The sequence below is a fragment of the Bradyrhizobium elkanii USDA 76 genome (assembly GCF_023278185.1).
In the GTDB taxonomy this organism is placed as follows: domain Bacteria; phylum Pseudomonadota; class Alphaproteobacteria; order Rhizobiales; family Xanthobacteraceae; genus Bradyrhizobium; species Bradyrhizobium elkanii.
On the sequence record NZ_CP066356.1, the window covers coordinates 8,048,789 to 8,069,131 of the forward strand.

General features: G+C 65.8%; 21 protein-coding genes and 1 other RNA gene. 8 read left to right on the forward strand and 14 right to left on the reverse strand.

Annotation, left to right across the window (positions count from 1 at the left end; translation table 11 throughout):
- The first annotated feature begins 44 nt into the window (after positions 1 to 44).
- Complete coding sequence (locus tag JEY66_RS38120; RefSeq protein WP_016842542.1) at positions 45 to 1,010, forward strand: 2-hydroxyacid dehydrogenase; 966 nt, start codon at positions 45 to 47, stop codon at positions 1,008 to 1,010.
- Positions 1,011 to 1,117: 107 nt separating this feature from the next.
- Entirely contained in the window at positions 1,118 to 1,267 is a 150-nt protein-coding gene (locus JEY66_RS38125; protein ID WP_157183412.1) for a hypothetical protein, read from the forward strand.
- Between the two features lie 5 nt (positions 1,268 to 1,272).
- On the opposite strand, the gene JEY66_RS38130 is transcribed toward JEY66_RS38125, so the two are convergent.
- Together JEY66_RS38130 and JEY66_RS38135 are read right to left on the reverse strand one after the other, a co-directional pair.
- A complete protein-coding gene (locus JEY66_RS38130; protein WP_018269689.1) occupies positions 1,273 to 1,923 on the reverse strand; it encodes a dihydrofolate reductase family protein in 651 nt (216 codons plus the stop codon).
- Between the two features lie 90 nt (positions 1,924 to 2,013).
- Complete coding sequence (locus JEY66_RS38135; RefSeq protein ID WP_016842545.1) at positions 2,014 to 2,673, reverse strand: TetR/AcrR family transcriptional regulator; 660 nt, start codon at positions 2,671 to 2,673, stop codon at positions 2,014 to 2,016.
- 94 nt (positions 2,674 to 2,767) lie between these two features.
- On the opposite strand from JEY66_RS38135, the gene JEY66_RS38140 reads away from it, so the two are divergent.
- The gene (locus tag JEY66_RS38140; protein ID WP_018269688.1) at positions 2,768 to 3,412 is read left to right on the forward strand and encodes a glutathione binding-like protein; all 645 of its coding nucleotides are present in this window, start codon (positions 2,768 to 2,770) and stop codon (positions 3,410 to 3,412) included.
- A 46-nt stretch (positions 3,413 to 3,458) separates the two neighbouring features.
- Here the strand turns inward: JEY66_RS38140 and JEY66_RS38145 are convergent, their stop codons facing one another.
- The 7 genes from JEY66_RS38145 to JEY66_RS38175 form a co-directional block, all read right to left on the reverse strand.
- The gene (locus JEY66_RS38145) at positions 3,459 to 3,926 is read right to left on the reverse strand and encodes a nuclear transport factor 2 family protein (RefSeq protein ID WP_018269687.1); all 468 of its coding nucleotides are present in this window, start codon (positions 3,924 to 3,926) and stop codon (positions 3,459 to 3,461) included.
- 169 nt (positions 3,927 to 4,095) lie between these two features.
- Positions 4,096 to 4,497 carry a tol-pal system-associated acyl-CoA thioesterase gene (gene ybgC / locus JEY66_RS38150; RefSeq protein WP_016842548.1) on the reverse strand — a complete coding sequence of 134 codons (402 nt, stop codon included), beginning with the start codon at positions 4,495 to 4,497 and terminating at the stop codon, positions 4,096 to 4,098.
- Positions 4,498 to 4,709: 212 nt separating this feature from the next.
- Positions 4,710 to 5,627, reverse strand: a complete 918-nt coding sequence (locus JEY66_RS38155; RefSeq protein WP_026192209.1) for a metallophosphoesterase — start codon at positions 5,625 to 5,627, stop codon at positions 4,710 to 4,712.
- A 238-nt stretch (positions 5,628 to 5,865) separates the two neighbouring features.
- Entirely contained in the window at positions 5,866 to 6,915 is a 1,050-nt protein-coding gene (ruvB, locus tag JEY66_RS38160) for a Holliday junction branch migration DNA helicase RuvB (protein ID WP_016842550.1), read from the reverse strand.
- Positions 6,912 to 7,529 carry a Holliday junction branch migration protein RuvA gene (gene ruvA, locus JEY66_RS38165; protein ID WP_018269684.1) on the reverse strand — a complete coding sequence of 206 codons (618 nt, stop codon included), beginning with the start codon at positions 7,527 to 7,529 and terminating at the stop codon, positions 6,912 to 6,914. The genes ruvB and ruvA overlap by 4 nt, the downstream gene beginning before the upstream one ends.
- Positions 7,526 to 8,053: a crossover junction endodeoxyribonuclease RuvC gene (gene ruvC / locus JEY66_RS38170; protein WP_016842552.1), complete on the reverse strand. Its 528-nt coding sequence runs from the start codon at positions 8,051 to 8,053 to the stop codon at positions 7,526 to 7,528. The genes ruvA and ruvC overlap by 4 nt, the downstream gene beginning before the upstream one ends.
- Positions 8,054 to 8,267: 214 nt before the next feature.
- Positions 8,268 to 9,014, reverse strand: coding sequence for a YebC/PmpR family DNA-binding transcriptional regulator (locus JEY66_RS38175; RefSeq protein ID WP_016842553.1), 747 nt, complete (start codon positions 9,012 to 9,014; stop codon positions 8,268 to 8,270).
- Positions 9,015 to 9,225: 211 nt separating this feature from the next.
- Between JEY66_RS38175 and JEY66_RS38180 the strand changes: the two genes are divergently transcribed.
- Together JEY66_RS38180 and JEY66_RS38185 are read left to right on the forward strand one after the other, a co-directional pair.
- On the forward strand, positions 9,226 to 10,992 hold the full coding sequence (locus JEY66_RS38180) for a methyl-accepting chemotaxis protein (protein WP_016842554.1): 1,767 nt from the start codon (positions 9,226 to 9,228) through the stop codon (positions 10,990 to 10,992).
- Positions 10,993 to 11,188: 196 nt separating this feature from the next.
- Positions 11,189 to 12,613 (forward strand): methyl-accepting chemotaxis protein, encoded by a 1,425-nt coding sequence (locus JEY66_RS38185; RefSeq protein WP_016842555.1) that lies wholly within the window; start codon positions 11,189 to 11,191, stop codon positions 12,611 to 12,613.
- Positions 12,614 to 12,856: 243 nt separating this feature from the next.
- Here the strand turns inward: JEY66_RS38185 and JEY66_RS38190 are convergent, their stop codons facing one another.
- The 5 genes from JEY66_RS38190 to JEY66_RS38210 all read right to left on the reverse strand — a co-directional run bounded on the left by JEY66_RS38190 (position 12,857) and on the right by JEY66_RS38210 (position 15,512).
- Entirely contained in the window at positions 12,857 to 13,681 is an 825-nt protein-coding gene (locus JEY66_RS38190) for a TIGR00282 family metallophosphoesterase (RefSeq protein ID WP_018269683.1), read from the reverse strand.
- A 2-nt stretch (positions 13,682 to 13,683) separates the two neighbouring features.
- Positions 13,684 to 14,262 carry a 5-formyltetrahydrofolate cyclo-ligase gene (locus tag JEY66_RS38195; RefSeq protein WP_016842557.1) on the reverse strand — a complete coding sequence of 193 codons (579 nt, stop codon included), beginning with the start codon at positions 14,260 to 14,262 and terminating at the stop codon, positions 13,684 to 13,686.
- A 186-nt stretch (positions 14,263 to 14,448) separates the two neighbouring features.
- Positions 14,449 to 14,609: non-coding RNA, 6S RNA (gene ssrS, locus JEY66_RS38200), on the reverse strand.
- 202 nt (positions 14,610 to 14,811) lie between these two features.
- Positions 14,812 to 15,195, reverse strand: a complete 384-nt coding sequence (locus tag JEY66_RS38205; protein WP_018269682.1) for a cell division protein ZapA — start codon at positions 15,193 to 15,195, stop codon at positions 14,812 to 14,814.
- Positions 15,192 to 15,512: a DUF4164 domain-containing protein gene (locus tag JEY66_RS38210; protein ID WP_018269681.1), complete on the reverse strand. Its 321-nt coding sequence runs from the start codon at positions 15,510 to 15,512 to the stop codon at positions 15,192 to 15,194. Before JEY66_RS38210 ends, JEY66_RS38205 begins: the two co-directional genes overlap by 4 nt.
- A 330-nt stretch (positions 15,513 to 15,842) precedes the next feature.
- Between JEY66_RS38210 and tkt the strand changes: the two genes are divergently transcribed.
- The 3 genes from tkt (at position 15,843) to JEY66_RS38225 (ending at position 20,334) form a co-directional block, all read left to right on the forward strand.
- Complete coding sequence (gene tkt, locus JEY66_RS38215; RefSeq protein WP_018269680.1) at positions 15,843 to 17,825, forward strand: transketolase; 1,983 nt, start codon at positions 15,843 to 15,845, stop codon at positions 17,823 to 17,825.
- Between the two features lie 161 nt (positions 17,826 to 17,986).
- Positions 17,987 to 18,994 (forward strand): type I glyceraldehyde-3-phosphate dehydrogenase, encoded by a 1,008-nt coding sequence (gap, locus tag JEY66_RS38220; protein WP_016842563.1) that lies wholly within the window; start codon positions 17,987 to 17,989, stop codon positions 18,992 to 18,994.
- Between the two features lie 143 nt (positions 18,995 to 19,137).
- Positions 19,138 to 20,334 carry a phosphoglycerate kinase gene (locus JEY66_RS38225; protein WP_016842564.1) on the forward strand — a complete coding sequence of 399 codons (1,197 nt, stop codon included), beginning with the start codon at positions 19,138 to 19,140 and terminating at the stop codon, positions 20,332 to 20,334.
- Positions 20,335 to 20,343: the final 9 nt, after the last annotated feature.

The window sequence follows — 20,343 nt, forward strand, 5'->3', positions numbered from 1 at the left end:
ACCCGCTCTGTGACATACATCACATTTACGTTGGAGGTATCGGGATGGGTAAGGGCGCACTGGCGCTGCTGATCAATGGCGGCTCGGAAAACTGGTCGTCGGCGCGCTGGAAGGCGCGGTTCGACGCGGTCTGCCCGGACCGCCGCGTGGTGCTGCTGCCGGACGGCGCGCTCGATCCCGCCGAGGTGCATTACGCCGCGGTGTGGAAGCCGAAGCCGGGCGAGCTCGCGGCGTTCAAGAACCTGCGCGTCATCTTCAATCTCGGCGCCGGGGTCGACGCGCTGACGGCCGATCGCTCGCTGCCCGACGTGCCGCTGGTGCGGGTCGCGGTCTCCGATCTCACCGACCGCATGACCGAATATGTCGTGCTGCATGTGCTGATGCATCACCGCCAGGAGCTCTATTTGCGCGAGTCGCAGCGGGTGAAGCGCTGGGCGCCGGACTATCAGTGGGCCGCGAGCGCGATCACCGTCGGCGTCATGGGGCTCGGCACACTCGGCGCCGCCTCGGCGCAGGCACTGCGCGCGCTCGGCTTTCGCGTCGTCGGCTGGAGCCGCAGCGAGAAGCGGATCGACGGCATCGCCTGCTACCACGGCGCGGACGGGCTCGACGCATTCCTGCGCGAGACCAACATCCTGGTCTGCCTGCTGCCACTGACGCCGGACACAAGGCATGTGCTGAACCGCGACGCGTTCGCGAAGCTGAACCGCGAGAGCCCGCTCGGCGCGCCCGTCATCATCAATGCCGGCCGCGGCGGCTTGCAGAACGAGGCCGACATCCTGCGCGCGCTCGATGACGGCACGCTGGGCGCCGCCTCGCTCGACGTCTTCGAGACCGAGCCGCTGCCCGAGGCGAGTCCGTTCTGGAGCCACCCGAAGGTGGTGCTGACGCCGCACAACGCCGCCGACACCGACGCCGACGAGATCTCGAAATATGTCGCGCAGCAGATCGCGCGTTTCGAGGCCGGCGGCGCGCTGGAGAACCTCGTCGATCGCAAGCGGGGGTATTAGCACCGCCGTCACCCCACACAGAGTCGTCCCGGCGAAAGCCGGACCCATACTCCGCGGCCCCTCATTGGGGCGTGCGGGGAAACCATCCTGCACAACAACGAGGTCCTGTGATTATGGGTCCCGGCTTTCGCCGGGACGACAAGTGGAGAGGCCGCTTCTCAGCCCATCCCGGCAACGAATTCGGCGAGCCGGTCGTAGGCGCGCTCGACGTCCTTCTCGATGCCGGAATTAAGGTGACGCTGCTGACGCAGGCGTGAGCTGTCTAGGATTTGCGCGCGAAGGTGACGTGGGTCGCGTGCGGGCTCGCGACATGCGCGACGACGGCATAGCCGAGGGCAGGCAGATCAAGACCTGCGAACAAACTCTCGCCGGCGCCGAGCACGACCGGCGGCAACACCAGTTGCAGCTCGTCGAGCAGCCGCGCCTGCAAAAATTGCCGCACCACCGAGACCCCGCCGCCGACGCGGATATCCTTGTCGCCGGCAACGGCGCGCGCCCGCGCGAGCGCCGCGAGCATGCCGTCGGTCACGAAGTGGAACGTGGTGCCGCCCTCCATCTCGATGTCGGGCCGCGCGTGACGGGTCAGCACGAACACCGGCGTGTGGTACGGCGGGTTGTTGCCCCACCAGCCTTTCCAGGCATGATCCGGCCACGGCCCGCGGATCGGGCCGAACATGTTGCGCCCCATGATCCAGGCCCCGATCCCCTCCATCGACTTGCGGGCGATCTCGTCGTCGAGGCCGGTGGTGCCGCCGTCCTGGCCAATCATCGCGCGAAAGGTTCGCGTCTCGAAGAACCAGGCCGCGGGCAGCGCCAGGCCGCCGACGCCGAACGGATGTTCGAGGCTCTGATTCAGCGCCGCGCCGAATCCGTCGATCGAGACCGTGAATACTGAAGTCCTGACTTTTCCCATGATATTCCGCTTGCGTGAGTGGGGAGACCTTACGGAAGACGGGCGGGAAAGCCAGCGGCCGACATTTGCCCGGCAGGAAAATTTGCGCGGCTATTTCGCCCCGCACAGCACGTCGATGGCGCCCTTCACGATCGCCTCGAGCTCCTTGCGCGGCACGCGGGCGCGGGCGCGGATCGCGATGGTGTGGATGGTGGCGGAGGCCAGATGCGCCAGCGACGCCGGATCGGTCCCCTCAGGCAGTTCCCCGCGCTCCTTGGCATGGCGGAAGCAGATGCCGAACGCCTTGTCGAGCTCGGTCAGGCCCTCGACCACCATGGTGCGGATGTCCGGATCCGACACCGCCTCGGATGCAGCCGTCATCACGGTGAAGCAACCGCGCGGGCCGGACTCGCCGGAGAGATAGATGTCGAGCGCGATGCGATAGATGCGCTCGAGCCGCTCGCGCAGCGGCGCGTCGGCGCGGAAGATGTCGACCATCGCGGCGCGCGCGTCGTCGCGATAGCGCTGGTAGCTCTTGATGTAGAGCTCGCGCTTGTCGCCGAACGCGCCATAGAGGCTCGGCCGGTTCATGCCGGTCGCGGCGCTCAGATCGTCGAGCGAGGTCGCGGCGAAGCCGTCGCGCCGGAACAGATCGAGCGCCTTGCCGAGCGCGACATCGGGCTCATAGGCGCGCGGCCGCCCGCGGCGTTTCGGCGCGACCGGCGCCGCGATTTTGGCAGCAGACGGCGGCTTCCTAGTTTTTTGTACCATTTCGAATTTAATTCCTTGACGCCGCCAATATTATCCAAGACAGTACAAAAATCAACAACGGCCGGACACCCGCGCCAGACACCGGAGGCAACCCATGGACCTTTATTTCTCGCCCCTCGCCTGCTCGATGGCGACCCGCGTCGCGCTCTATGAAGCCGGCCAGCCGGCCAATTATCTCGAGGTCGACCCGAAGACCAAGGCGGTGCGCAACGACGGCTCCGACTTCAACAAGGTCAACCCGCTCGGCCTGGTGCCGACGCTGCGCACCGACGACGGCATCGTGCTGACCGAGAACGCCGCGATCCTGCAATATGTCGCCGACCAGTTTCCGCGGGCCGGCATCGGCACCGTATCGAACGCCGAGCGTTCAAAGCTGCATCAGTGGCTGTGCTTCATCGGCACCGAACTGCACAAGGGCCTGTTCCTGCCGCTGCTCGACAAGAAGGCACCGCCGGAAGCCAAGACCTATGCGCTGGAGAAATACGTCTCGCGGCTCGACTATCTCGAGGACCACCTGAAGGGCCGCGACTACCTGCTCGACCATTTCAGCGTCGCCGACGCCTATCTCGTCACGGTGATCAACTGGACCATGGCGACGCCGCCGATCGAGCTCGCGAAATGGCCGGCGCTGAAGGCCTATTACGAGCGCCTGCGCACCCGGCCCTCGGTTGCAAAGGCGCTCGCGGAGGAGTTCGAGCTCTACAAGGCCGAGATCGCGCGGCACAAGGCGGCGGCGTAAGGCGGTCTCTCACCATGCGTCGTCCCGGCGAAGGCCGGGACGACAACTAGAACGGACTATCCCCCAGGCCCGGCACGTCGGCCGGGCGCGGGCCCGGGGCAGGCCAATGGAAGCGGCGGTCCTTCTCTGCGATCGCGATGTCGTTGATCGAGGCCTCGCGGCGGCGCATCAGGCCGTGCTCGTCGAACTCCCACTGTTCGTTGCCGTAGGAGCGAAACCAGTTGCCGGCGGCGTCGTGCCATTCGTACTGGAAGCGGACCGCGATGCGGTTCTCGTCGAATGCCCAGAGATCCTTGATCAGGCGATACTCCTGCTCCTTTTCCCATTTACGGGTCAGGAAGGCCACGATCGCCTCGCGGCCCTGAAAAACCTCCGAGCGGTTGCGCCAGCGGCTGTCCTCGGTATAGGCGCCGGCAACCCGAACGGGGTCGCGCGAATTCCAGGCGTCCTCCGCCATGCGCGCTTTCTGCGCGGCGGTCTCGCGGGTGAAGGGTGGCAGCGGCGGGCGTGACATCGGCGATCCCTCGCGGTTGAAGCATGATCCGGAAAAGTGTGAAGCGGTTTTCCGAAAAGATCATGCTCGAAATGGAAGACAAACGCGATCAACCTGATCGCGCTTTGTCACGCGCAAATCTATCGCCGCGCCGCGCAGAGTCGATGGGGCGTTTCCTATCGCCCCATAACTAAGCCAGATCGGCCTTCATCAGGGCACGGATGGACTTCGGAATCGGCTGTGCCCTGCCCTGACTGACGAAGGCAACGCGCACCTGCGCCTTCACAAGCACGTCATCGCCGCGCCTGACCTCCTGCGCGAGCATGATGGAGGCGCCCTTCACCGCGATCGGCCAGGTCACGACATCGAGCATGTCGTCCATCCGCGCCGGCTTGAGGAAGTCGAGCGTCATCGAGCGCACCACAAAGGTGAAGCCGCCGGTCTCCTCCTGCGCCTCCTCGAACAGCGCGTTCTGTTCGGCGCCCATCAATCGGAGATGATTGGTGCGCCCGCGCTCCATAAAGCGCAGGTAATTGGCGTGGTAAACGATGCCGGAAAAATCGGTGTCTTCGTAATAAACACGGACCTGCATATGGTGTCGGCCATCGCGGATCGCGCCGTCGATATGGGGTAGAGTCAATTGCGGCCCCTCGATTGCGCTGGAGCGCGATGCATTCAGGTTGAAGCGTCATCGCGCTCCAGGCTGTCGTTTGTGCATGATCCGGAAAACCGCTTCGCACTTTTCCGGATCATGCTCTGGAACACCAATCGTGTTGCGCAAATCGCGCGATCACGCAAGCGCGATCAGGACACCATTGGCCCCTTTGCGCCAAGCGTGACCTGCACGATCTCGGGCGGCACGCCAAGGCGGATCGGCATGATGCTGCAGCCGAGGCCGCCGGAGACGACGACGTCGCATTTCAGCTTGATATGGCCATAGGCGAGCCGCATGCCGTGCTTCACCGGCACCGCCGGCGACCAGCCGAGCAGCCGCACCTGTCCGCCATGGGTGTGGCCGGACAGCTGCAACGCGACGCGCGAGGGCACCCGGAGCGCGACGTCGGGCTCATGCGCGAGCAGGATCACCGGCGCGTCGTCGGTGACCTTGGCAAGCGTCGCGTTGAGATCGTCGACGCCGATCCGCGTGACCTGGCGATAGGGCCGCGCCGCCATGAAGGCGAGCTGGTCGCCGAGACCGGCGAGCCAGAACGGACGGCCGTCCTTGGCGAGCCGCACCGCGTCGTTCTCGTAGACCGGAATCCCCGCCCCCTCCAGCGCGCGGCGCGCGAGCGGGATGCCGCGCCCCAAGCGCTGTACCGCCTTGTCTTCCCAGTAGTCGTGGTTGCCGAGCACGGCGTGCACGCCGAGCGGAGCCTTCAGGCCCTTCAGCACCGCGGCCCAGTCGGAGGCCGGAATGAAGCGGGTGACGTGGCGCAGCCCGGCGACATAGTCGCCGAGCAGCACGATGATGTCGGGGTTCAGGGCGTTCGTCCGCTCGACGAGCTCAGCGATGCGATCGAGCGACATCCAGGGATCGCAGGCGTGGATGTCGGCGAGTGCGGCGATCTTCAGCGGAAAGTCCGTCGGCCATTGCCGCGGCGACAGGTCGTAGCGCGTGAGCGCGAGGCGGACGACCGGCTCGCTCAAGCCATACGCCGCGGTCGAAGCGGTGGCGGCGGTCAACCCGCCGAACCCGCGCAGAAAATGACGACGTGAAATCATGGGTGTGTGATCGGTGATGCCTGGCGCTTGTCGAAAACACTCGGGGCTATCATAGGCCCCTTGATTGGAGCGAAATTGGGCCACGTTTGTGCAGACGGCCTGCAGAGATGCCGCAATGGTTAGTAGGCAAGGTTACCGGCAAGCGCGACGCGCTGCATCAACACGTCATTCACGTCTTTGGGAGCGGAGGGCTTTCGCTCGAGCATGAAAACCGCTTCGCGCTCTTCCGGATCATGCGTCAGTCCTCGTCGCCGTTGCCGCCGAACAGGCCGAACTGCGAGGGGTCGCGGTTTGGCTCGGCGAGGCCGAGATGGCGGAAGGCATGCGAGGTCAGGAGCCGGCCACGCGGGGTGCGCTGCAGATAGCCGCACTGGATCAGATAGGGCTCGATGATGTCCTCGATCGCATCGCGCGGCTCCGACAGCGCCGCCGCCATGGTCTCGACGCCGACGGGTCCACCGCCATAGTTCAAGGCGATGGTGGTGAGATAGCGCCGGTCCATCGCATCGAGCCCGGCGCTGTCGACCTCGAGCGCGCTCAGCGCCCGGTCGGCGATGCCGCGGTCGACGGAATCGGCGTCCGCCGCGGAGGCAAAGTCGCGCACCCGGCGCAGCAGGCGGCCGGCGATGCGCGGCGTGCCGCGAGCGCGGCGCGCGATCTCGTTGGCGCCATCCGGGCTCATGCCGATGTTCAGCACGCGGGCGCCGCGGGTGACGATCTTCTCGAGCTCTTCCTCGGTGTAGAAGTTGAGCCGGATCGGAATGCCGAAGCGGTCGCGCAACGGATTGGTGAGCAGGCCTGCGCGCGTCGTCGCGCCGACCAGCGTGAACTTCGACAGCTCGATCTTGACCGAGCGCGCCGCCGGACCTTCGCCGATGATCAGGTCGAGCTGGAAATCCTCCATCGCGGGATAGAGCACTTCCTCGACCGCCGGGCTGAGGCGATGGATCTCGTCGATGAACAGCACATCGCGCTCTTCGAGATTGGTCAGCAGCGCCGCGAGATCGCCGGCCTTGGCGATGACAGGGCCGGAGGTGGCACGAAAGCCGACGCCGAGCTCGCGCGCGACGATCTGCGCCAGTGTGGTCTTGCCGAGGCCGGGCGGACCGACGAACAGCACGTGATCGAGCGCCTCGCCGCGCTTCTTCGCAGCCTCGATGAAGATCGAGAGATTCTTGCGCGCCTGGGCTTGGCCGACGAACTCCGTCAGCGACTGCGGCCGCAGCGCGGTGTCGCCGACATCATCGGAGCGGCGTTCGGGCGAGACCATGCGCGAGGGCGTGTTCACTTCGACAATTCCTTCAGGCCCAGCCGGATCAGCTGCGCAGTCTCGGCCTTCTCACCCGCGCTGCGCGAGGCGGCGGCGATGGCAGCGGCGGCCTGCGGCTGGCCGTAGCCGAGATTGACCAGCGCCGAGATCGCGTCGGTGACCGGGCGCGGCGCGCGATTGTTGTCGATCGCGCCCGAGAGGTGCACCACCGCGGGATCGACATCGGCAAAGCCCGGCGCCTTGTCCTTCAATTCGCTGACGATGCGCTCGGCGACCTTCGGCCCGACCCCCGGCGTGCGCGCCACCGCCGCCTTGTCGCGCAGCGCGATGGCGTTGGCGAGATCGGTCGGCGGCAGCGTGCCGAGCACCGCGAGCGCGACCTTGGCGCCAACCCCCTGCACGGTCTGCAGCAGGCGAAACCATTCTCGCTCATGATCCGAGCGGAAGCCGAACAGTTTGATCTGATCCTCGCGGACATAGGTCTCGATCGAGAGCACGGCGGCCCCGCCCGGCGACGGCAGCGCCTGCAACGTGCGACCAGCGCAATGCACCTGGTAACCGACGCCGCCGACGTCGAGGATCACGTAATCCTCGCCATAGGAATCGATCAGGCCCTTCAGCTTGCCGATCATAGGCTCGCCACCCTGAGGCGCAGCGCGGTGCTCTGGCGGTGATGCGCGTGGGTGATCGCGACCGCGAGCGCGTCCGCGGCGTCGGCGGACGGCGGCTCGGCTTTCGGCAGCAGGATCTTCAGCATCACCTGGATCTGGTTCTTCTCGGCATGGCCGGCGCCGACCACGGTCTTCTTGACCTGGTTCGGCGCGTATTCGGCGACCGAGATACCGAACATTGCGGGCGCCAGCATGGCGACGCCGCGCGCCTGGCCGAGCTTCAGGGTGGCCACGCCGTCCTTGTTGACGAAGGTCTGCTCGACCGCCGCCTCCGCAGGCTTGTAGTCGCCGAGCACAGCAGCCAGCCCCTCATGGATCGCGAGCAGCCGGCTCGCCAGCGGCAGGTTGTCCGGCGGCTCGACCGAACCGCAGGCGACGTAGACCAGACGGTTGCCTTCAGTCTCGATCACGCCCCAGCCGGTGCGGCGGAGACCCGGATCGATACCGATGATACGGACGGGAGAGCGAATCGGCTGGGATGTCATGGGCTAGTGATACCGCCTGCGCCGGGAGAACGAAACACAAACAGAGCCTCATCCCCTGCCGCGGTCGTTGTACTGGGCCCACTCGTCATCCCTGCCTAGTGCGCAATTGCGCACGGGAGCGGGGATCCAGCACGCCGCGGCTTCTCGGATCGAATGCAGGTCTCCGGAATACTGGCTCGCCCGGTCCAGCCGGACACGACAGCAGTGCAAGCGACTAGCCGCCCATCTTCGCGATCAGAGCGTCGGACACCTCGAAATTGGCGAACACGTTCTGCACGTCGTCGTGCTCGTTGAGCAGGTCCATCAGCTTCAGCAGCTTTTCGCCGGTCTCGTCGTCGACCGCGACGGTGTTCTGCGGCTTCCAGGTCAGCGCCGCCTTGCGCGGCTCGCCGAACTTCGCTTCCAGCGCTTTTGCCACTTCGCGGAAAGTGTCCTGCGAGGCGTAGACCTCGTGGCCGCCTTCGCTGGAGACCACGTCGTCGGCGCCGGCCTCGATCGCGGCGTCCAGCATCGCGTCGTCGGAGGCGACCTTGGCGTCGTATTCGATGATGCCGGTGCGGTCGAACATGAAGGCGACCGAGCCGGTTTCGCCGAGATTGCCGCCGGACTTGGTGAAGAAGGAGCGGATGTCGGAGGCGGCGCGGTTGCGGTTGTCGGTCAGCGCCTCGACGATCACGGCGACGCCGCCGGGGCCATAACCCTCGTAGCGGATCTCGTCGTAGTTCTCGCCCTCATTGCCCGCCGCCTTCTTGATGGCGCGGTCGATATTGTCCTTGGGCATGTTCTCGGCGCGGGCCGCGACCACGGCGGCGCGCAGCCGCGGATTCATCGCCGGGTCCGGGGTGCCGAGCTTGGCCGCCACGGTGATTTCGCGGGCTAGCTTGCCGAAAAGCTTCGACTTCTGGGCATCCTGCCGGCCCTTGCGGTGCATGATGTTCTTGAATTGGGAATGGCCGGCCATGCGACGTCTCTTCGGAGCTTAGGGTCTGAACAGGGATGGAAAACGCGGCCTTATAGGCCCCTCACGGTCAAAATCAAAGGATCGGCGAGGCCCTCCGGCGGAGGAATACTACCGCAAGCCGGAATATGAGGCACTTGTTAACCATGACTTCATGCCCGGGTGCGAGGATCGCCCGTCCCGCCGCAACTTTCCAGAGCCCCAAAGAGCCCACATGGCGTTCGGTCTGTTTCGAAAGCAAGTGCCGGAGCCGGCTGCGCCGGCCGTCGCCCCGCAGGTTCCAACCGCGGCCGCCGCCCCTGACGTCTCGACCGAGACTGATTCGGCCGAGGATTCGTCCAAGGAGATCCTGGAATTGCTGGAACTCGAGCTCGGCGCGATGATCCGCCAGCTCGAACGCGCCGCCAGCTCGGTCGCCGACGGCGCCGAGGCGACGGCAGCCAAGCTCGCGACCATCCGCGCCCGCACCAACGCGCTGACCGGCCGCAGCAGCGATGCGCAGGGCACTGCGACGACGTTCTCGCAAGCCGCCGACCGCTTCACCCACTCCGCCGAGGGCATCGGGGCGCAGGTGCGCAGCGCGAGCCAGCTCGCCGACGACGCCGCGGCCGCGGCGCGCGAGGCCACCGCCAATGTCGATCGCCTGCGCGAGTCTTCAGCCGCGATCGGCAACGTCGTCAATCTGATCGCGCAGATCGCGCGGCAGACCACGCTGCTCGCACTGAACTCGACGATCGAGGCGGCGCGCGCCGGAGCCGCCGGCAAGGGCTTTGCGGTGGTCGCAACCGAGGTCAAGGCGCTGGCGGTGCAGACTCAGAGCGCGACCGAGGAGATCACCCGCAAGATCGAGGCGTTGCAGAAGGACGCCACCGGATCCGCGGACGCGGTGCACCGCATCTCGCAGGCGATCGAAAAGATCCGCCCGGTGTTCGAGAACGTCAACGGCGCGGTCGCCGAGCAGAACGAAATCACCGGCGAGATGGGCCGGAACGCCGCCTCCGCATCGCACTTCATCGTCTCGGTCGGCACCAGCGCCGGCGAGATCGATTCGGCAACGCGCGAAGCCGCCGCGCATGGCGACAATGTCGCCAAGGCTGGCAAGGCGGTGACCGCCTTCGCCCAGAAGCTGAAAGCGCGTTGCGCGGTGCTGCTGCGCCAGGACGAGCGCGGCGATCCGCGCAAGAACGAGCGCCTGCCCTGCAGCCTAAAGATCGAGATCACGACCGCGCGCGGCATCGTCACGGCGCCGGTCTACGAGATCGCGATGGACGGCATCCTGATCGGCGGACCCGATGCCGAGAAGCTGCCGGCGCAGGAGACCCTGAACGCGACATTGCAGGAGATCGGCGCGTGCCGGATCCGGATCGGCGAGCGCTCCAAGGCGGGCAGCCAGGCCCGCTTCGAGGCGGCAACCGCCGAGCTGCGCGAAAAAATCGAAGACCGGATGTGGGCGATCCACGAGGAGAACGCCGAGCTCGTCACCCGCGCGATCGAAGCCGGCAGCGCGCTGAGCAAGATGTTCGAGAACGGACTGGCGAGCGGCGCGATCGCGATCGCCGACATGTTCGACACCGACTATGTCGAGATCGCAGGCACCAACCCGGTGCAGTACCGCACCAAAATGCTGGACTGGGCGGAGCGTACGTTGCCCGCGTTCCAGGAGGCGTTCCTCGCCAGGGACAAGCGAATGGCGTTCTGCGTGATGATCGACCAGAACGGCTATCTGCCGGTCCATAACAAGCTCTACTCGCAGCCGCAGCGGCCGGGCGATGAGGCATACAACACCGCCAACAGCCGCAACCGTCGCATCTTCAACGACGCCGCGGGTCTTGCCGCCGGCCGCAACCAGCGCGCCTATCTGATCCAGACCTATGCGCGCGACATGGGAGGCGGCAACACGGTGATGATGCGCGAGATCGACGTACCGGTCCGCGTGCGCGGCCGGCATTGGGGCGGGTTCCGCACCGCCTACAAGCTTTGATCGCTTCGTAGCCGGATGAAGCGAAGCGTAATCCGGGACACGTGTTTCCACGGGCAGGAGCCCCGGATTTCGCTGCGCTGCATCCGGGCTGCGCAGTGCACGCTCAGGCAAGACTGCCAGCGCGAATCACGCTTTGGTTTTGAAATGGGAATGCATTGGCAGGCCAGCGGGCCGCTGTGACAGAGGAAGTGCTGATATGTCGGCCGCGCAGCTTGCAGTTCTGGATACGTCATCGGACCGAACGCTGGCCGAGCGGCTGGTGGACCAGCTCGCCGACCGCATCGGCGGCCTCGGGGTGGAACTCGCCGACATCGCCGGCAACGTCCAGGAGGTCGCGAACCGCGTCAGCAGCCAGTCCGAGCGCTTCCATCATTTGCAGACGACGGCCGAGACCATGGTCGCCGCCAATCACGACATCGCCAACGCATCGCAGGCGGTGCAAACGACCGCATCCGCCGCGGTCGGCCAGATCGCGGAGTCCCGCCATGTGGTCGAGACGGCGGTCAGCCATATTGCCGAGCTCGTCGCAGCGGTCGGACGGATCGAGGCGCGGCTCGCCGCGGTCGGCTCCGCGCTGAGCCAGGTCGCCAAGGTCTCCGGTTCGATCGAGGCGATCGCCAAGCAGACCAATCTGCTGGCGCTCAACGCCACCATCGAGGCGGCGCGCGCCGGCAACGCCGGCCGCGGCTTTGCCGTGGTCGCGAGCGAGGTCAAGAACCTTGCGGAAGCGACCCGCCAGGCGACGCATCAGATTTCCGACACCGTGCGCGATCTCGACGGCCAGATCGGCAGCCTGATCGGCGAGAGCAGCGATGCCTCGTTGCGCGCCAAGAGCGCCGGCGAAGGCGCGCAGCAGATTTCGGGCATCATCATGCGCGTGCAGGAAGGCTTCTCATCGGTCGGCGCCGAGATCGGCAGCGTGGCGCGCGCCGCGACCTCCAATCTCGGCCATTGCGACAGCGTGATCGCCGAGCTGAACGAGCTGGCCAAGGGCGTCGATCTCTCCTCGCGCGACCTCAAGCACGCCGACAGCCGGGTCGCGAAACTGCTCGAGCTCTCCGAGAGCCTGATCGTGACCATCGCCGACAGCGGCGTCGAGACCAGTGACACGCCGCTGATCCGCATCGTGATCGACACCGCAAGGCAGATCTCGGAGCTGTTCGGGACTGCCGTCGCGCGCGGCGAGATCACGCTCGCGCAATTGATGGACGAGAATTATCGCGAGATCGCCGGCACCAATCCGAAGCAGTATCTGACCGACTACGTCGCCTTCACCGACCGGGTGCTGCCCGCGATCCAGGATCCGATCCAGAAGAGCGACCCGCGCATCGTGTTCTGCGTCGCCTGGGCGCGCAGCGGCTATCTGCCGACCCACAATCCGAACTACCGGCAGCCGCAGGGGCCGGACCCGGTCTGGAACAACGCCAATTGCCGCAACCGCCGCCTGTTCAACGACCGCGCGGTGAGCAAGGTCGCGGCCAACACGAAGCCGTTCCTGCTGCAGACCTATCGCCGCGACATGGGCGGCGGCAATTTCGTGCTGATGAAGGACCTGTCGTCGCCGATCGTGGTGAACGGCCGCCACTGGGGCGCATTCCGGATGGGTTTTCGGCAGAGCTAGGCCAGCCCCTTGGCCGGGACGGGGGATGCAATACCAAAATATGGAAAACAACCCCATGCAAAGTAAGCCGGCGACTGTCGGCCCTCGACACTGCACTTGACACGTCGGGCAACTCAGAAGTACTCTTCTATTATTCCGAAATGACTTGTCGCCCGGATGAAGCGAAGCGCAATCCGGGAATCTCGCAAAGCTCAAAGACAGACCCGGATTACGCTTCGCTGCATCCGGGCTACGGTAACTTCACTAAGTCCAGAATCCCGGCACCGCAGGCTCGAGCCGCCCGCCGGCGCGCACCGGCGCGACCTTCACCGCGAGCCCGGTGGCATCGTCGGTCTCGACCGCGACGCCGCTCAGCGTGGCCACACCGCCCGCCGGCTCGAAACGGCCGGAGGGAATGCCGGTGAGGAAGCGCTGCAGCGGCTCCTCCTTCTGCATGCCGATCACCGAGTCATAGTCGCCGGTCATGCCGGCATCGCTCATGTAGGCGGTGCCGCCGGGCAGCACCTGATGATCTGATGTCGGCACATGGGTATGCGTACCGACCACGAGGCTGACGCGGCCGTCGCAGAAGAAGCCGACGCCCTGCTTCTCGCTGGTCGCCTCGGCATGGAAATCGAGCACGATGGCGTCACAGCCTTCGCGCAGCGGGCAGGCCTCGAGCTCGCGCTCGATGGCGCTGAACGGATCGTTCGAGGACGGCTCCATGAAGACGCGGCCGATCGCGTTGATGACCAGCGCGCGCTTGCCGCTCTTGGTATCGACCAGCGTGGCGCCGCGGCCGGGCGAATGGCGCGGGAAATTCAGCGGGCGGATCAGGCGCGGCGCGCGCTCGATGAAGACCAGCGCCTCCTTCTGATTCCAGGCGTGGTTGCCGAGCGTGATCGCATCGGCGCCGGCGTCGAGCAGCTCCTGATAGATCGCCTCGGTGATGCCGAAGCCGCCGGCGGAATTCTCGCCATTGACGACCACGAGATCGAGCGACCAGTCCCTGATCATGCCGGGAAGGTGGTCTGCGATGGCGGTGCGGCCGGTCCTGCCGACGACGTCACCAACAAAGAGAATTCGCAAGGCTAGCTACTCCGGAAATCGAACGTCTTGCGCTCCGTTAGCACAAAATCGAGCGGGACGTCGTGCGACAGCGCCGGAATCGCCTTGGTTTCCTGTGCAGCAAAGGCAAGTCCGACCCCGATCACATGCTTGGCCTTGCGCAGATGCGCGAAGGTATAGTCGTAATAGCCGGCGCCATAGCCGATGCGGTGACCGAGCTTGTCGAATGCCGCGAGCGGCACCAGCATCACGTCCGGATGCACCTCGGCGGCGGCCGGCGACGGCTCGGGAATGCCGAGCGGACCGAGCATCAGCCGGTCCTTCGGCGACCAGTTGCGGAAGATCAGCGACTGGCCGCGCGCGTTGATGCAGGGCAGCGCGAGCCGCGCGCCCTTGTCGGCAAGCTTCTTCATCAACGGCGCCGGATCGAGCTCGCTGCGGATCGGCGCATAGCCCGAGACGATCATGCCCTGCGCGATCTCGAACGGCGCACCGCGCTTGGCGAGCGCTTCGGCAGCCGTCGCGCGCTGCTCGTCGCTCAGCGCATCGCGCTTGGCGAGAGCAAGTGCCCGGAGCTCGGCCTTCGATGGAGATGCGTGCATGATCCATCTTCCGCTGTCGTCGTCCGCGACAACGGACGATCCATCATTCCAGAGACGCTAGCTTTCGTTAAGGCCAGAGCTTTCGTAAGACCGCCGCGGCGCGCTGGACGCCCCGAATCGCAGGGCACAACACTGCTAGACAATTCAACCGCCGCAGCGCGACGACAAGGCAACAGCAAAAATCAGTGCGAAGCCGCAGAGGCCGTTGGAGCGCTCGATCCCGGAGTTCCCTACGAAAGTAGGTGGGCACCATATGTCCGGGTCCACGGACCCGGCCAGGGACAGTTCCCTAAAGGATCGATAAGGCCCCGGGGATATATGGCTCCTGACGCACGACGCAGCTTCGCGGGGGCTAATCTAGCCATCGTTGCCGCAATCCGCCAGCGGTAAGGAAGACGCAGCCTTGGCTCCTGGAAGAAACTGTCATGCCCGGGCTTGTCCCGGCCATCCACGGCTTTCTTTTCAAGGAGACAAATACGTGGATGCCCGGGCCAAGCCCGGGCATGACGAATGTGTGGAAACACCGAGACCAACAGGGACGAACGAAGATCACCCGATCGCGATGCCGCCGCCGATGGTGCGGTTGAGCACCTGCGTGGTGCGCTCGATCCGCTCGGCGGCGGCATTGAGCGCGTTGGAGACCGCGGTCTGGGTCGCGCGGGCGCGGTCGATCGCGGCAACGCGCGCATTGCGCAGCTGCTCGAGCTCTTCCTCGAGGCTGCGGATGCGTGCGCTGGCGTCGACCAGTTCGTCGCAGGCGGTGAGCGCCGCCATCACCGTCAGCCGCGCATCGCCGATCTCGCCGAACTTGCCGCGCAGCGATTCGACGCGCTGCTGGAGATTTTCCGCGAGCTTCAGCAGCCGCACCTCCTGGCCCTCCTCGCAGGCCATCCGGTATTGCCGGCCATTGATGGTGACGTTGATGTGGCTCATCTGCTGTCTCCGCCGTCGAGCACGGCGCGAATGCTGCCGATTGCCGCGTCGAGTTTTTCCGCAATCTCGCGATTGGCGCGCTCGAGCTTGCGCGTCTTCACCAGCGATCCGTCGAGCTCGTCGGCAAGCCGCGAGCGATCGGCGCCGAGCGCCTGGATCCGGCTCGCCAATTCGTTCTCGTCGCGGTCGGCCTCGCGGCGCCGCTCCACCGAACTCTCCAGCGCATCAAGCGCTGCCATCAGCCGCTTTGTCGCAGCATCGATATCGGCAAGCGGTGCCTCGGTATTGCCAGACCCGTTGGCGAGACGATCACTCATGACACGCGGCGTGGACCTTTCGGTTGGCTTGGTAGCCTGCTGCAGATAAGCCTCCCGCACGGCAAAACTGGCGGTTCGGCAAGCGTTTACGGGACGAAATTTACGTGGCAAGCGAGCCCAGCGCAACGGCGGCGCAGAACTATGCACCGTTGAATGAAATAGGGCGATTTCGGGCAACTTTTCCCCGTTTTGAGGGGTTTCATCGCCTTGGACTTGCGGAATTGAGGTGCTAATCCACCCCCAACCCGTAAGGCCATCCACGCGCGTATCGCGGCTGCCCGCCCCGATCCGTCCAGCAATCAGCTCCTCATTTTAGGCGGACTCTTCATCATGACGCAGGTCGATCACACCCGTATGGCCAATGCGATCCGTGGCCTTGCCATGGACGCCGTCGAGAAGGCGAATTCCGGCCATCCCGGCCTGCCGATGGGCGCCGCCGACATCGCGACCGTCCTGTTCACAAAATTCCTGAAATTCGATGCGGCCGACACGGCGTGGCCCGATCGCGACCGCTTCGTGCTCTCGGCCGGCCATGGCTCGATGCTGCTCTATTCGTTGTTGTACCTCACCGGCAACAAGGACATGACGCTCGACCAGCTCAAGCATTTCCGCCAGCTCGGATCGCTGACCCCGGGCCACCCCGAGAACTTCCACACCAAGGGCATCGAGACCACCACCGGTCCGCTCGGCCAGGGCATTGCGACCGCGGTCGGCATGGCGGTCGCCGAGAAGATGCTGGCCGCCGAGTTCGGCAAGAAGATCGTCAACCACCACACCTATGTGCTCGCCTCCGACGGCGACCTGATGGAAGGCATCTCGCAGGAAGCGATCGCGCTCGCCGGTGTCTGGCGGCTCAACAAGATGATCGTGCTGTACGACGACAATGGCATCTCGATCGACGGCCCGACTTCGATCTCCGATTCCGTCGACCAGGTGAAGCGCTTCAAGTCCGCAGGCTGGGCCGCCGAATTGATCGACGGCCACGATCCGCAGGCGATTGCCGCTGCAATCACCCGCGCGCAGAAATCCAACAAGCCCTCGATGATCGCCTGCAAGACCACGATCGGGTACGGCGCGCCGCACAAGGCCGGCACCGCCAAGGTGCATGGCGAGGCGCTCGGCGCCGACGAGCTCAAGGCGGCCAAGGAGAAGCTCGGCATCTCGCTCGAACCGTTCTCGGTGCCCGACGATGTGCTGAACGCCTGGCGCGAGGCAGGCGCCCGCGGCGCCGCCGAGCACAAGGCGTGGGACGAGCAGTTCGCGCAGCTCGGCAGCCGCAAGCGCGCCGAGTTCGAACGCCGCATTCGCCACGAGCGGCCGCAGTCGCTGGCCAAGGGGCTGCGCGCCTTCAAGAAGGGGCTGCTGGAAAATCCGCTCAACGTCGCGACCCGCAAATCGTCGGAAGCCGCGATCGAGGTGATTGCGGCTGCGATGCCGATGGAATTCGTGGCCGGCTCGGCCGACCTCACCGGCTCCAACAACAACAAGGCGAAGTCGGCGACGGCGTTCGGCGCCAAGACGCCGAAGGGCCGCTTCATCCATTATGGCGTCCGCGAGCACGGCATGGCGGCGTGCCTCAACGGCATCTTCCTGCACGGCGGCTTCGCGCCGAACGGCGCCACCTTCCTGGTGTTCACCGACTACGCGCGCGGCGCGATGCGGCTGTCGGCGCTGATGGGCACCGGCGTCGTCTATGTCATGACCCATGACTCGATCGGCCTCGGCGAGGACGGCCCGACGCACCAGCCGGTCGAGCATCTGTCCGCGCTGCGCGCGATGCCCAACATGCGCGTGTTCCGTCCCTGCGACGCGGTCGAGACCGCCGAGTGCTGGGAACTGGCGCTCAACCGCGTCGACGGACCGACGGTGCTGGCGCTGACCCGCCAGAACCTGCCGCAGCTCCGCACCACGGCGCCGAACGACAATCCGTGCAGCCACGGCGCCTATGAGCTGGTCGCGGCGCAGGGTGACGCAAAAGTGTCATTGTTCGCGTCGGGTTCCGAGGTCCAGATCGCGGTCGAGGCGCAGAAGCAGCTCGCCGGACGCGGCATCGCGACGCGGGTGGTCTCGGTCCCGTCGCTGGAATTGCTGCTGGCACAGCCCGCCGAGCGGCAAAATGCCATTATCGGCAACGCTCCGGTCAAGATCGCGATCGAGGCCGCGGTGCGCTGGGGCTGGGATGCCGTGATCGGCCATGACGGCGAATTCATCGGCATGCACGGATTTGGCGCCAGCGCCCCGGCGAAGGACCTTTTCCGGCATTTCGGCATTACTGCTGAAGCCGTCGTTAACGCTGCCACGAAGCGCGTCTGACGCTGGCCTGACACCCGCGGGCCAAGGTTGAGCTTGTCGCAAAAAAGGATTACCTAAGCTCCATCTTTTCCGTATGCGCCCGGCCGAACCGGGCGTTCCGCCGTAAAAACCTCGTGGGAGCCCCTCCCGCGGGGCTGACAACAGCATTAGAGGAGACGAGCATGGCAATCCGCGTCGCGATCAACGGGTTTGGACGTATCGGCCGCAACATTCTGCGCGCCATCGCCGAGTCCGGCCGCAAGGACATCGAGGTGGTCGGCATCAACGACCTCGGCCCGGTCGAGACCAACGCGCACCTGCTGCGCTTCGATTCCGTGCATGGCCGCTTCCCCGGCACCGTCACCGTCGACGGCGATACGATCAGCCTCGGCGACAACAAGATCAAGGTTTCGGCCGAGCGCGATCCCTCGAAGCTGCCGTGGAAGGCGCTCGGCGTCGACGTCGCGCTGGAATGCACCGGCATCTTCACCGCGAAGGACAAGGCCTCCGCGCACCTCACAGCCGGCGCCAAGCGCGTGCTGGTCTCGGCGCCCGCCGATGGCGCTGATGCCACCATCGTCTACGGCGTCAACCACGACACGCTGACCAAGGATCACCTGGTGATCTCGAACGGCTCCTGCACCACCAACTGCCTCGCGCCGGTCGCCAAGGTCCTGAACGACACCGTCGGCATCGAGACCGGCTTCATGACCACGATCCACGCCTATACCGGCGACCAGCCGACGCTCGACACCCTGCACAAGGATCTCTATCGCGGCCGCGCCGCGGCGATGTCGATGATCCCGACCTCGACCGGTGCCGCGAAGGCGATCGGCCTCGTGCTGCCCGAGCTGAAGGGCAAGCTCGACGGCGTCTCGGTCCGCGTTCCGACCCCGAACGTTTCCGTGATCGACCTCAAGATCGTCGCCAAGCGCGCAACCGACGTCAAGGAGATCAACGAGGCGATGAAGCGTGCGTCCGAGCAGCAGCTCAAGGGCATCCTGGGCTACACCAACGCGCCGAACGTCTCGATCGACTTCAACCACGATCCGCACTCGTCGACCTTCCACATGGACCAGACCAAGGTGCAGAACGGCAACTTCGTGCGCGTGATGTCCTGGTACGACAATGAGTGGGGCTTCTCGAACCGTATGGCGGACACCGCCGTCGCGATCGGCAAGCTGGTTTAAGTTCGACTGTTCGTGATGCCCGGCCCAGCGCCGGGCATCTGCGTGTTTGCCCCCCGCGTTCGCGACCTCAACGGCCGCGACATCGGCAAGCGAAAGCGACGCCGTCCGTCGGACGGTGGTGTCCGGCTGCACAGGAAACGCTCATGACAAAATCGTTCCGCACCCTCGACGACGTCAACGTGAAGGGCAAGCGCGTGCTGCTGCGCGTCGACCTCAACGTCCCCATGGAAGGCGGCCGCGTCACCGACGCCACACGGCTCGAGCGCGTTGCCCCCACCATCACCGAAATTTCCGACAAGGGCGGCAAGGTGATCCTGCTCGCCCATTTCGGCCGCCCCAAGGGACGCGACCCCAAGGAATCGCTGAAGCCGGTCGCTGACGCGCTGTCGAAGGTGATCAATCGCCCGGTGGCCTTCGCCGAGGATTGCATCGGCGATGCCGCAGCCAAGGCGGTGGCCGCCCTCAAGGACGGCGACATCCTCTGCCTGGAAAACACACGTTTCCATAAGGAGGAAGAGAAGAACGACGCCGGCTTCGTTACGGAGCTCGCCAAGCTCGGCGACATCTGGGTCAACGACGCCTTCTCCGCCGCGCATCGCGCCCACGCCTCGACCGAAGGCCTCGGCCACAAGCTTCCGGCCTATGCCGGCCGCACCATGCAGGCCGAGCTCGACGCGCTCGGCAAGGCGCTGGAAGCGCCGACCAAGCCGGTGATCGCGATCATCGGCGGCGCCAAGGTCTCGACCAAGATCGACCTCTTGGAAAACCTCGTGAACAAGGTCGACGCGCTGGTGATCGGCGGCGGCATGGCCAACACCTTCCTGCACGCGCAGGGCGTCGCCGTCGGCAAGTCGCTCGCCGAAAAGGATCTCGCCCCGACCGCGCTGCGGATCATGGAGAAGGCCAACGCCGCCAACTGCGCCATCATCCTCCCCGTCGACGCCGTCGTCGCCAACCAGTTTGCCGCCAACGCGCCGTCGCATGCCTACGGCCTTGATGCGATCCCGGCCGACGGCATGATCCTCGACGTCGGTCCGCAATCGATCGCGCGCATCCATGCCGCAATCGACGACGCGGCGACGCTGGTCTGGAACGGCCCGCTCGGCGCCTTCGAGCTGACGCCGTTCGACCGCGGCACCGTGGTGTCGGCCAAGCATGCCGCCGAACGCACCAAGGCCAGGAAGCTGATCTCGGTCGCCGGCGGCGGCGACACCGTCGCGGCGCTGAACCAGGCGGGCGTCGGCGGTGATTTTTCCTACGTCTCGACCGCGGGCGGCGCGTTTCTTGAATGGATGGAAGGCAAGCCGCTGCCGGGCGTCGAAGTTCTGAAAAAAGGTTGATTTAGGTCA

Bases quoted from the DNA above. Each gene is read 5' to 3' on its own strand.
- JEY66_RS38120 (WP_016842542.1), top strand. From the start codon at position 45: ATGGGTAAGGGCGCACTGGCGCTGCTGATCAATGGCGGCTCGGAAAAC.
- JEY66_RS38130 (WP_018269689.1), bottom strand. From the start codon at position 1,923: ATGGGAAAAGTCAGGACTTCAGTATTCACGGTCTCGATCGACGGATTC.
- JEY66_RS38135 (WP_016842545.1), bottom strand. From the start codon at position 2,673: ATGGTACAAAAAACTAGGAAGCCGCCGTCTGCTGCCAAAATCGCGGCG.
- JEY66_RS38140 (WP_018269688.1), top strand. From the start codon at position 2,768: ATGGACCTTTATTTCTCGCCCCTCGCCTGCTCGATGGCGACCCGCGTC.
- JEY66_RS38145 (WP_018269687.1), bottom strand. From the start codon at position 3,926: ATGTCACGCCCGCCGCTGCCACCCTTCACCCGCGAGACCGCCGCGCAG.
- ybgC (WP_016842548.1), bottom strand. From the start codon at position 4,497: ATGCAGGTCCGTGTTTATTACGAAGACACCGATTTTTCCGGCATCGTT.
- JEY66_RS38155 (WP_026192209.1), bottom strand. From the start codon at position 5,627: ATGATTTCACGTCGTCATTTTCTGCGCGGGTTCGGCGGGTTGACCGCC.
- ruvA (WP_018269684.1), bottom strand. From the start codon at position 7,529: ATGATCGGCAAGCTGAAGGGCCTGATCGATTCCTATGGCGAGGATTAC.
- ruvC (WP_016842552.1), bottom strand. From the start codon at position 8,053: ATGACATCCCAGCCGATTCGCTCTCCCGTCCGTATCATCGGTATCGAT.
- JEY66_RS38175 (WP_016842553.1), bottom strand. From the start codon at position 9,014: ATGGCCGGCCATTCCCAATTCAAGAACATCATGCACCGCAAGGGCCGG.
- JEY66_RS38180 (WP_016842554.1), top strand. From the start codon at position 9,226: ATGGCGTTCGGTCTGTTTCGAAAGCAAGTGCCGGAGCCGGCTGCGCCG.
- JEY66_RS38185 (WP_016842555.1), top strand. From the start codon at position 11,189: ATGTCGGCCGCGCAGCTTGCAGTTCTGGATACGTCATCGGACCGAACG.
- JEY66_RS38195 (WP_016842557.1), bottom strand. From the start codon at position 14,262: ATGCACGCATCTCCATCGAAGGCCGAGCTCCGGGCACTTGCTCTCGCC.
- JEY66_RS38205 (WP_018269682.1), bottom strand. From the start codon at position 15,195: ATGAGCCACATCAACGTCACCATCAATGGCCGGCAATACCGGATGGCC.
- JEY66_RS38210 (WP_018269681.1), bottom strand. From the start codon at position 15,512: ATGAGTGATCGTCTCGCCAACGGGTCTGGCAATACCGAGGCACCGCTT.
- tkt (WP_018269680.1), top strand. From the start codon at position 15,843: ATGACGCAGGTCGATCACACCCGTATGGCCAATGCGATCCGTGGCCTT.
- gap (WP_016842563.1), top strand. From the start codon at position 17,987: ATGGCAATCCGCGTCGCGATCAACGGGTTTGGACGTATCGGCCGCAAC.
- JEY66_RS38225 (WP_016842564.1), top strand. From the start codon at position 19,138: ATGACAAAATCGTTCCGCACCCTCGACGACGTCAACGTGAAGGGCAAG.